The organism is Candidatus Eisenbacteria bacterium, from assembly GCA_013140805.1.
GTDB lineage: Bacteria > Eisenbacteria > RBG-16-71-46 > RBG-16-71-46 > RBG-16-71-46 > JABFRW01.
The window spans coordinates 1-10,183 of record JABFRW010000159.1 but is presented as its reverse complement, the minus strand read 5'-3'; the positions used below and the strand labels follow the sequence as shown (position 1 = coordinate 10,183).

Genomic DNA, 10,183 nt, shown 5'->3' with positions numbered 1-10,183 from the left:
GCCTCAGCGCGGCGCGCGCGCGGCCTGCCAGGCTGTGGTCAGCGCGCACGCGATTGGGGCGCAACAGCAGCAGGGTCTCGTCGTCGTTCGGCGGTCCTCCGCGCCACTGCTCGAGATCGGCGATCAATGCATCGACGAAACGCTCCGGCTCGCTCACATCGAGCAGCTTCACGCGTTCCAGAAGGCCGGCTTCCCCGAGCATCTCGCCATCGCCGCGCTCCGACTCGATCAGGGCATCGCTATAGATGAGCACCAGGTCACCGGTCTCGAGCGTCGCGGCGCTCGACAGGTAGCGCGAGCCGCCGATCACTCCGAGTGGCAGATTCGCGATCGTACCGGCCGGAATCGCGGGGCCCTCGAGGTAGCGCCACACGCCCTCCGAAGCGCGACGCATGAGCGGGCGCGGGTGGCCGGCATTCGTCAGCTCGAGATCGCCGGTCGGCGCCCAGAAGGTGGCCGCCAACGCAGTCGCGAACTGACCGCGGCCCGCCAGCAGCTTGAACTCGCGATTGAGTGCGCGGACGAAACGGGACTGCTCGGCGGTGTTCACGTGTTGACGCATCAGCGCGCGCAGCTCATCGGCGGTGCGGGACACCGCCTCGCCGTGGCCGCTCACGTCGGCGAGCAGCACGCGCTGAATGCGCCCGGTGCCGCAGCTCGACAGGTAGTGAACGTCCCCGCCCGACCCGCTCTCGAACGGCCGCGCCCGCACCCACGCATCGAGTCCGAACATCTCGACGCGGCGATGCGCGGTCTGATTGCCGCCCGAGACCTCCATGCACTGCAGCGGGGCGCCGGCGCTCACGTGGGGAACGTGATGACCATGGTGGTGCCTTCACCCGGCACACTCGCCCGGATCGAGATGCGCCCGCCGTGGTATTCCTCGACCACGCGGCGCGTCAGTGCGAGGCCGAGACCCCAGCCGCGGCGCTTCGTGGTGTAGCCCGGCTCGAACGCGCGACGTTGCTCGGCCGGCGCCATACCGCGACCATTGTCCTGAATCGACAGCTCGATCGCCTCGGTCTCGGGACGCTTCTGGATCGTGACCTCGATGCGCGCCGGTCGCTTGTCGAGTGCCGACACCGCGTTCGAGAGCAGGTTCTCGACCGCCCACTCGAGCAACTCGGCGTTCAGATTGATCGGCTCGACCTCTTCGTAGCGCTCGTGAATCGAAACCTCGCCGTCGCCGCGCGGCAGTCGCCGCCTCGCGTACTGAACCGCCTGCCGCACGATCGGCGTCACGTCCTGCAACTGCAATACCGGGGTCGATCCGACGTGGCTGAAGCGCTGCGCGACCTTGTTGAGACGCGCCACGTCGCGCTCCATCTCTTCGAGCGTCTCGTCGAGCTCGGCGCGCGGCACGCTGACCGTATCGCCGGGCTGAGACTCGGCATGTGAGCGCAACAGCTCGATCCAGCCCATCAGCGACGACAGCGGGGTGCCGAGCTGATGCGCGGTCTCACGCGCCATCCCGACCCAGATCGAGCGTCCTTCGGCGGTGCGCACACCCGACAGGCCCCAGAATCCGATCGCGAGCAGCAGGAGCAATCCGGCCACCGACAGGAACGGCACCCAGCGCAACGCTTCCAGCACCGGTGGAACGCCGTAATGCACGTATCCGAGCCTCACCCCGGTCACCGGCTGGCGCATCTCGATCGGTTGATTGCGCCGATCGAGGGCCGCGGCGTGCGCGCGCACCTGACGGATGCGTTGCGCGATCACGGGCGCGACCGCGCGGCCCTGCGCCAGACTGTCGATCGAAGCCGCCGGCACCGAGCCGGTATCGATGCCGATCTGCCGCCAGGCGCGCGGCAGCGAGTCGATATCGGTGATGACGATCGGGAAGTCGATGCCCGCCACCACCTGAGCGAGGATCTCCTGCAGCTGCGGATCGCGGGTGGCCGGGAACGAAGCCTGTGCCAGGAATCGCGCCAGCACCCGCGAAGTCGTCGCGACCTCCTCGGACAGTCGCGTCACCATGACGCTCGTGAACAGGAACGCCACGATCACGAACAGGCTGCCGCCCAGGAACACGCCGACCCGCAGCGCGTCAGTGGATTCGAAGCGCCGTTTGTCGCGATGCGCGTTCGCACCCGCGCGCGCGCCGGCCTCACGAGATCCACGACCGCCCGGAGTCCCGCCGGCGTGGTTCACGTCAGCGCTCCGGCGCCAGCTCCTCGAGTCCGCCCAGGTAGGGGCGCAGCGCCGCGGGAATGCGCACCGTGCCGGCCGCGGTCTGGTGGTTCTCGAGCAGCGTCGCGAACGTGCGCGGCAGCGCGACGCCCGAGGCGTTCAGCGTGTGCGGGTACTCGGGCTTGGCGCCGGCCTCGCGCCGCCATCGCATGTTCATGCGCCGCGACTGGAAATCTTCGAAGTTCGAACACGAAGAGCACTCGAGCCACCCCGCGGTCCCGGGCGACCACACTTCGAAGTCGTAGCACTTGGCGGCCGCGAAGCTCATGTCGCCGCTGCACAGCAGCAACACACGGTAAGGCAGCTCGAGCGCTTCGAACACCGACGCCACGTCGCCCGCCAGTCGTTCGTGCTCGTCGTAGCTGGTCTCGGGCGCCACGATCCGCACCAGCTCGACCTTGTCGAACTGATGCACCCGGATCATGCCGCGCGTGTCCTTGCCGTAGGTCCCGGCCTCGCGGCGGTACGAGGCGCAGTAGGCGGTCACGCGGCGCGGCAGTGCCGTGGGCTCGAGGATCTCGTCGCGCCACACGTTCGTCACCGGCACTTCGGCCGTCGGGTTGAGGAACAGGTCGTCCTCACCGATGTGATACATGTCGCTCTCGAGCTTGGGGAGCTGACCGGTGCCGTACAGCGCCGCGCGCCGCACCACGTGCGGAACCGAGATCTCGGTGTAGCCGTGGTCGCGCGTGTGCAGGTCGAGCATGAAATTGATGAGCGCCCGCTCGAGCCGTGCGCCGCGCCCGGTGAAGATCAGGAATCCCGACCCCGCGAGCTTCGGTGCACGCTCGAAGTCGAGCAGCCCCAGCTCGGTCGCGAGCTCCCAGTGCGGCTTGGGCTCGAAGTCGAACTTCGGCACCGTGCCCCACGTGCGCACCACCTGGTTCTGCTCGGGGCCGCTGCCGGGCGGAACGCTCGGGTGAGGGAGATTCGGGATCCAGGCGGCGAGCTGCTCGCTCTCTTCCTCGAGCGTCTTCAACTCGGTGTCGAGCACTCGGATGCGGTCGCCGACCTCCCGCATCGCGAGGATGTCGGCGCTCGCGTCCTCACCCACCTTTTTGCGCGCCGCAATCGACTCGCTGGTCGTGTTGCGGCGACCTTTGAGCTCCTCGGCTTCGTGAAGCAGCGCGAGGCGGCGTGACTCGATCTCGTAGAAACGGTCGAGATCGACCGTCGTTCCCTTGAGGGCGATCCCGGTCTCGACGCGTTCGCGGTTGTGGCGCAGAAATTTGAGATCGAGCATGGGGTTCGGGGATCGAGGAAGTGGCGGCGCGGCCCGGGTGACGGCGCGAATCATCGGAGAAAACATCATTCGGGCGCATCGGCGCAAGGTGGCGAACGCGAGCCGAGCCTCGTCGAGGCGTCGACTGTCGCCGACTAAGGCGTCGTCGGGTTCCCCAACCCCTGGCGGGTGAGTTCGCGCGCCCGTGCGTAGGCAGTACGCGCCTGTTCATCGCGCCCCAGCTTGGTCAGCGCCATCCCGAGCCCGTAGTACGCAGCCGGATCGTCGCCGTCGACGACCGCTGCGGCCGCATAGCGTCGAGCCGCAAGCGCGAAGTCACCACGCTCGTAGGCGAGATTTCCGTTCTCGATCAGGGCCTGCGAGCGCGCACGCGTGGTATCGGCCGCCGGGAACGCCGAACCTGACGAGACCGACTGCGGGCTCGAACAGCCTGCGAGTGCGATCGCGAGCGCCAGGGCGATCGCGATCGCGCCGCGAATCGCCCGGCTGCTGCGTGTTCTCACCGCGAACCGTCGCCGCGAAACGCGGCGAGCAGATCCTCGGCACCGCGATCGAGCATCCGCACCGCGAGCTTGGCGCCGAGTGCTTCGGCACTGCGCGCCGGGCCCTCGATCTGATCCTGGATCGAGTCGGTGCCATCGACCGCAATGACCACCGCCTCCATCACGATCTGGCCGTCCGAGGTATTCGCCAGTGCGCCGCCCGGCAGGTCGTCGTCGTCGCCCAGCTCCGCGAGCCACGCGCGTTCGGCCACCACCGCGGCATGCGACTTCTTGTCGTCGAGTGCCGCCAGCAGGTCGCGCAAATCGGTGCGCTCGGCCAGCACCTCGAGAGCGAGTGCTCCCTGGCCGGGCCACGGCACGCACACTTCGGTGGTGAAGATCTCGCTCACCTTCTCCTGCCATCCGAGCCGCTCGGCGTCGGTCGCCGCCACCACGAGGCCTTCGAACTCACCCGCCTCGAGCTGCATGAGATGGGCTTCGAGTCCGCCGCGAGTCGCCTTGATCTTGAGATCGGGTCGATAGAGCTGGAGCTGCGAGCGGCGCGACAGTGTCGACGCCGCCACTCGCTCCTTCTCCTCGAGTTCGTCGAGAATGCGACCGTCGAGCGTGAGCAGCACGTCGAACGGATGCCGGCGGCGCGGCACCGCGACCAGCACGAACGCGTCGGGACGCACGCCCGGCAGGTCCGGCAGGTCGTGAAGCGCGACGTCCACGCGGCCGTCCCGCAGTGCATCATCGAGTTCGGCCGTGAACGCGCCGCCACGGGCGCGATCGTGCACGTGATCGCCGGTCGAGCCCATGCGCACCACTTCGATCTCGACCCCCGGATGAGCCGAGCCGAGCGCGTCGACGATTTCTTCCGCTTCCGATCGCGCGAGCAACCCCGATCGGACACCGAGCTTAAGCCGAGTGACGTGGGCCATGGGTGCCGTCTACTTCTTCGCGGACTTCTTGGCCGCCTTCTTCGGAGCACCCTTCTTGCGGGCCGCCAGCTTCTCGACCTTGCGCGCCGACTTCTTGCGCGGCACGCGGCGCGCCGCCTTCTTCTTGGCAGCCGTCTTCTTCCTGGCCTTCGGGGCCGGCGCCGCGGCATCGGCCGCCGTCGCCTCCGGGCGCTTCGCGTGCGCGGACGGTTGCGGCTTCATGCCGACCTTGCGCAACAGCGAGGCCACCTGCTCGGACGGCTGCGCGCCGTGCGACAGCCAGCGCTTCACCTTGTCCTCGTCGACCTTGAGCGTGGAGGTCTTCGCGATCGGATCGTAGTAACCGAGGATCTCGAGGAAACGGCCGTCGCGCTGGCGGCGCGAGTCGGCGGCAACGATGCGGTAGAACGGCCGCTTGCGCGCGCCGGATCGCTTGAGACGAAGAACCACAGGCATGAATGAACTCCTTACAGGTGGCGGGGCATCAGCCCCGTCGGCCCCGCAGGGCGGCGAGCCCTCGCGGTCCGTGCTTGAGGCGCTTCATCATCGTTCGCGCCTGATCGAAATCCTTGAGCAACCGATTCACTTCGGTGACCGTGGTGCCGCTGCCGGCCGCGATGCGGCGACGACGGCTGCCGTCGATCACGCGTGGCGAGCGGCGCTCCTTCAACGTCATGCTCAGCAGGATTGCCTCGTAGCGCGTGAGCTGCGAGGAATCCGGCTTCACCTGCGCGAGCTGCTTCTGCGAAATGCCCGGCAGCATCTTCATGATGTCCTCGATCGGCCCCAGCTTCTTGACCTGCCGGAGTTGATCGAGGAAGTCCTCGAGCGTGAAGTCCGAGCGGCGCATCTGCTTCGCCATGCGCTCGGCATCCACCTCGGTGACGGCGACGCGGGCGCGCTCGACGAGCCCGACCACGTCTCCCATTCCGAGGATGCGTCCGGCCAGGCGCGAGGGATCGAACACTTCGAGTCCATCGAGCTTCTCGCCGGTCCCGAGGAACAGGATCGGCTTGCCGGTCACTTCCCGCAGCGACAGCGCGGCACCGCCGCGCGCATCGCCGTCCATCTTGGTCAACACCAGTCCGTCGATCCCGATGCGTTCGGAGAACGTCGAACCGATCCGCACCGCTTCCTGTCCGGTCATGCCGTCGACCACCAGCAGCACCTGATGCGCGCGCGTCGTGGTCTTGAGGCGTGACAGCTCATCCATGAGTGCGTCGTCCACATGCAGTCGTCCCGCCGTGTCGAGCACGAAGAAGTCGAAACCACGTCGCCGCGCTTCGTCGAGCGCGAGCCGTGCGATTTCGTCGGGCGTTGTCCCATCGGGAGCACGCCAGAATCCCGCCTCGATCTGACCGGCGAGGCGCTCGAGCTGATCGATCGCCGCCGGCCGGTACACGTCGGCACTCGCGAGCAGCACGCGTTTGCCCTTGTTCTGCAACCAGCGCGCGAGCTTGCCCGCGAACGTGGTCTTTCCCGAGCCCTGCAGCCCCGCCAGCACCACCACGGTCGGCAGGTGCGGCGAGCCTGCGAGCCCGACCGGCGTGTTCCCGAGCAGCCGAATCAGCTCCTCGTGAACGATGCCGACGACCTGCTGCCCCGGCGTGAGGCTCTGCAGCACCTCCCCGCCGACCGCACGCTCCTCGACCCGGGTGATAAAGTCCCGGGCCACCGCGAGTTGGACGTCCGCCTCGAGCAGCGCGCGACGTACCTCGCGGAGACTCTCGCGAATGTTGTCCGCCGACAGCCGGCCACGACCGGTGAGGTTGCGGACGATGCCTTCGATTCGTTCGGTCAGGGCTTCAAACACGGGCAGGCTCGTTGATGAAGCGGGCACGATAGCACACGCTTCGGGGGCCCCAAAGGCACGCGGAACGGGGGTTTCGCGGCTTGAAGCGTCGAGATTCAGTCATGGCCGCGCGGTGCTCCGGAGGAGAGATTCCATGCAACAGCAGGCGCTTCTCAAGCTGTTCGGACTGAGCCACGGTGCGGCGCACATGAATCTGGAAGGCATCACCGCGGCCGAGAGCCTGATCCACCCGCCGCCGGCCGGCAACTGCATCAACTGGGTGCTGGGCAGTCTCACGCCCGAGCAACTTGCCGCCCCGACCACCGTCACGCGTCTGCCCGGCCGGCCCGCGAACTCGCTCGAAATGCTGCTGTCGTTCCATTTCCACGAGACCTATCACGTCGGCCAGCTGGGTTTGCTGCGTCGCGTGGTGGGCAGGCCGGGCGCCATTCGTTGAGCGCTTCAAGCGATCGAGTCCCGCAGGCTGGCGAGCGCCAACCGTGGCTCGGGCTGACGGAACACCGCGTGACCTGCCACGAACACGTCGGCTCCGGCCGCGCGCGCCAGAGACGCGGTGTCGGAGGCGATGCCGCCATCGACCTCGATCAGGAAGCGCGCCCCGTTTCGCTCGCGCCACGACCGCGCCTCACGCACCTTGTCGAGCATCGCGGTCATGAACGCCTGGCCGCCGAATCCCGGCTCGACCGTCATGATCAGCAGCAGGTCGAGCGAGTCCAGCAGCGGCTCGAACGCGGCGAGAGGTGTCCCGGGCTTGAGCGCGAGCCCACACTGCACGCCGCGCGCGCGAATCGCCGTGAGCGTGTCGGCGAGTGGCGCGTCGTGGTGGGCCTCGGCGTGAATCGTGATCTGATCGGCGCCCGCCTCTGCGAACGGCTCGAGCAGGCGTGCAGGGTGATGGATCATCAGATGGACGTCGAGAAATGCGCGCGTGAGGCGGCGCAGTCCGGCGAGCACCAGGGGCCCGAAGGTGAGATTCGGCACGAAGTGGCCGTCCATGACGTCGCAGTGCAGCCAGTCGCGACGCGGATCGACGATCGCCGTCGCGTCGGACAATCGCGCGAAGTCGGCGCTCAGGATCGACGGCGCCGCGATCGGGCCGAGGCGAGGCGCGGCAGGATCGCGCGTCGCGATCGGATCGCTTGGGCTCATCGGATCACCCGGCCGCTGCCCTGCAGCGTCACGGTGGCGCCGCGCGTCACGCGCGCTCCCGGCACCGGCTTCTGTGAGACCACGGTGCCGCGCGAGCCCCCGCCGATCGGCGTGATGACGCGAAAGCCGAACGCTTCGAGCTGACGCCGCACGTTCTCGAGTTCACGCCCCGCGCAGTCGGGCATCACGAAGCTCTCCTCGGCGCCGCCGCTCGAGATCAAAAGGTGCACGACCGCGTCTCGCGGGACCACCCGCTCGGGGCCGGGGTCCGAACCCGCGACCAGCCCCTCGCCCACCTCGTCCGACGGCGTGCGCGTCACCACGCCCGAGCGCAGGCCGACACTGCGGAGCAGCGCTTCCGCGCTGCGCTGCGATTCGCCGTAGAGCGCGGGAACGGTGATGAACTCCTCGCCGAGGCTCACCACCACCGACACGCTGCGATTGCGTCGCACCCGGGTGCCGGGCTCGGGATTCTGGTCCAGCACGAATCCCCGCGGGACCGTCGGATCGAAGCGCTCACCGCGGCGCTCGAGCTTGAGGCTCGCGGGCCCCACCACCCGCTGCGCCTGTTCGAAAGTGAGATTCGACAACTCTGGAACCTCGACCTGGCCGACGCCGTGAATCACGCGCGGCATCAGCACGCTGTTGAACAACACCAGTCCGGTGATGAACGCCAGCATCGCGAAGCCGATGAGAAACAATGCGGTGACCAGCGGCCGCGTCTTCCGACGTCTCTCGACGTAGGGATAGACGGCCGGGCCCGACGGTTCCTCATGCGGCGCGCGCGCCGGATCGTTCATGCACTGGCTCCTGAGCTGCGGCGGAAGCGTGCCGCGAATGCACCGTCGCAGCCATGCAGGTGGGGAAGCACACGCATGAAGCCGCGCTCGTCGACGACCGCGTCGGGAACGTAACCCTTCGCGCTCTCGAGTTCGAAACCAGGGTTCTGCTGGAGGAATTGTTCGACGACCTGTTCGGTCTCCTCGGGTTCGAACGAGCACACGCTGTACACCACGACGCCGCCGGGCCGCACTCGTCGCGCGCCCGCCGCCAGCAGCTCGAGCTGAATCGGAGGCATTTCGACCAGTGAATCCGCACCCTTGCGCCACCGTGCATCCGCACGGCGCGCCAACACGCCGAGGCCTGAGCACGGTGCGTCGACCAGCACGCGGTCGAACGGCATCGGGAACGTGTACGCGCGCCCGTCGCCCTCGACGACGTGAATCGACTGCAGTCCAAGTCGCTCGACGGTGCCCTTGAGCGAGGTGACGCGTTCGGGGGCCCGATCGAGCGCCCACACCTCGCCTTCGTCGCCCATCAGTTCGGCCAGATGCGAACACTTGCCGCCGGGGGCCGCGCACAGATCGAGCACGCGCTCGAACCGCTCGGGCGCGACCAGCCGGCCGACGAGCGCCTCGCTCTCGTCTTGAGCCGTGCACTCACCGCCGCGAAAGACGTTGAGCCCGCCGGGAGCCACGCGACCTTCGATCCACACCAGGTCGGGCGACCACTTCGCAAGCGTCGCGTCCTGGCCCTCGTTCGCCAGCGACTGAACGAGCGCTTCGGGCGTGGTACGCGTGCGATTGGCGCGCAGCCCGATCGCAGCGGCGCGATTGTTCGCCAGCATCAGCGCGCGGGTTTGCTCGACGCCGAAGCGTTCGAGCCAGCGCCGCACCATCCAGACCGGATGCGAGCCCCACACCGCGAGCGACTCGAGATCGTCGCCTTCGGGAATCACCAGGTTGTGCTTCTCCTCGACCAGGCGCCTCAGCACGCTGTTCACGAGACCCGCGGTTCCCGGGTGTCCGTGCCGATGCGCGAGCTTGACGGACTCATCGACCGCGGCATGCACCGGCACGCGATCCAGGAACAGGATCTGGTAGGCGCCCATGCGCAGCACATTGCGAATCCACGGCTGCACGCGCTCGATTCCCATGTGAACGAGCTTGTCGAGCACGAAGTCGAGCCGCCCACGCCACCGCAGCGTGCCCTTCACGATCTCGTGCATCAGCGCGCGGTCGCGGTCGTCGGCTTCCATGGTGTGAGCGCCGTCGAGCAGTCGATCCGTGAACGCACCGCGCGTCTCGGCCGCGTGCAGGATGCGCAGCGCCGCCTCGCGTGGGTCGTTCGAAAGCGGCGTGCGATCGCGTTCGGCCGCAGCGCGCGAGTCGGCGTCGCGGCGACGCTCGTGCCATGGGCGTCGCGGATGACCCTCACCGGTCGGCGGCGGTCCAGTACGCCCGTCGGGACGCGGCTCGCGACCGGCGAAGCCACCGCGGCGCGAATCCGGCCGCGGTCCGCGGGAAGCTCCGGGTCGATCGCCACCGGGACGCGGCGCGAATCCGGGGCGGCTTCCGCC

At 68.5% G+C, this 10,183-nt stretch carries 11 protein-coding genes; 1 reads left to right on the top strand and 10 read right to left on the bottom strand.

Annotation, left to right across the window (positions count from 1 at the left end; translation table 11 throughout):
* The 7 genes from HOP12_12455 to ffh all read right to left on the bottom strand — a co-directional run.
* Window positions 1–805, bottom strand: an 805-nt coding sequence (locus HOP12_12455; protein NOT34966.1) for a serine/threonine-protein phosphatase, incomplete at its 3' end; no start/stop codon positions are given.
* Window positions 802–2,154, bottom strand: a complete 1,353-nt coding sequence (locus HOP12_12450; protein ID NOT34965.1) for a HAMP domain-containing histidine kinase — start codon at window positions 2,152–2,154, stop codon at window positions 802–804. The genes HOP12_12450 and HOP12_12455, both read right to left, overlap by 4 nt.
* Window position 2,155: 1 nt before the next feature.
* Window positions 2,156–3,436 carry a serine--tRNA ligase gene (gene serS, locus HOP12_12445; GenBank protein NOT34964.1) on the bottom strand — a complete coding sequence of 427 codons (1,281 nt, stop codon included), beginning with the start codon at window positions 3,434–3,436 and terminating at the stop codon, window positions 2,156–2,158.
* Window positions 3,437–3,570: 134 nt separating this feature from the next.
* Entirely contained in the window at window positions 3,571–3,939 is a 369-nt protein-coding gene (locus tag HOP12_12440) for a tetratricopeptide repeat protein (GenBank protein NOT34963.1), read from the bottom strand.
* Window positions 3,936–4,862 (bottom strand): hydroxymethylbilane synthase, encoded by a 927-nt coding sequence (gene hemC / locus HOP12_12435; protein ID NOT34962.1) that lies wholly within the window; start codon window positions 4,860–4,862, stop codon window positions 3,936–3,938. Before hemC ends, HOP12_12440 begins: the two co-directional genes overlap by 4 nt.
* Window positions 4,863–4,871: 9 nt before the next feature.
* Window positions 4,872–5,318 carry a 30S ribosomal protein S16 gene (gene rpsP / locus HOP12_12430; protein ID NOT34961.1) on the bottom strand — a complete coding sequence of 149 codons (447 nt, stop codon included), beginning with the start codon at window positions 5,316–5,318 and terminating at the stop codon, window positions 4,872–4,874.
* Between the two features lie 28 nt (window positions 5,319–5,346).
* Window positions 5,347–6,681, bottom strand: coding sequence for a signal recognition particle protein (ffh, locus tag HOP12_12425; GenBank protein NOT34960.1), 1,335 nt, complete (start codon window positions 6,679–6,681; stop codon window positions 5,347–5,349).
* A gap of 127 nt (window positions 6,682–6,808) precedes the next feature.
* Here ffh and HOP12_12420 point away from each other — a divergent pair, with 127 nt between their 5' ends.
* A complete protein-coding gene (locus HOP12_12420) occupies window positions 6,809–7,111 on the top strand; it encodes a hypothetical protein (GenBank protein ID NOT34959.1) in 303 nt (100 codons plus the stop codon).
* Between the two features lie 5 nt (window positions 7,112–7,116).
* Here the strand turns inward: HOP12_12420 and rpe are convergent, their stop codons facing one another.
* The 3 genes from rpe to rsmB all read right to left on the bottom strand — a co-directional run.
* On the bottom strand, window positions 7,117–7,824 hold the full coding sequence (rpe, locus tag HOP12_12415) for a ribulose-phosphate 3-epimerase (protein NOT34958.1): 708 nt from the start codon (window positions 7,822–7,824) through the stop codon (window positions 7,117–7,119).
* A complete protein-coding gene (locus HOP12_12410) occupies window positions 7,821–8,624 on the bottom strand; it encodes a PASTA domain-containing protein (protein NOT34957.1) in 804 nt (267 codons plus the stop codon). Before HOP12_12410 ends, rpe begins: the two co-directional genes overlap by 4 nt.
* Window positions 8,621–10,183, bottom strand: a 1,563-nt coding sequence (gene rsmB / locus HOP12_12405) for a 16S rRNA (cytosine(967)-C(5))-methyltransferase RsmB (GenBank protein NOT34956.1), incomplete at its 5' end; no start/stop codon positions are given. The genes rsmB and HOP12_12410, both read right to left, overlap by 4 nt.

Bases quoted from the DNA above. Each gene is read 5' to 3' on its own strand.
- HOP12_12410 (NOT34957.1), bottom strand. From the start codon at position 8,624: ATGAACGATCCGGCGCGCGCGCCGCATGAGGAACCGTCGGGCCCGGCC.
- rpsP (NOT34961.1), bottom strand. From the start codon at position 5,318: ATGCCTGTGGTTCTTCGTCTCAAGCGATCCGGCGCGCGCAAGCGGCCG.
- hemC (NOT34962.1), bottom strand. From the start codon at position 4,862: ATGGCCCACGTCACTCGGCTTAAGCTCGGTGTCCGATCGGGGTTGCTC.
- HOP12_12420 (NOT34959.1), top strand. From the start codon at position 6,809: ATGCAACAGCAGGCGCTTCTCAAGCTGTTCGGACTGAGCCACGGTGCG.
- rpe (NOT34958.1), bottom strand. From the start codon at position 7,824: ATGAGCCCAAGCGATCCGATCGCGACGCGCGATCCTGCCGCGCCTCGC.
- serS (NOT34964.1), bottom strand. From the start codon at position 3,436: ATGCTCGATCTCAAATTTCTGCGCCACAACCGCGAACGCGTCGAGACC.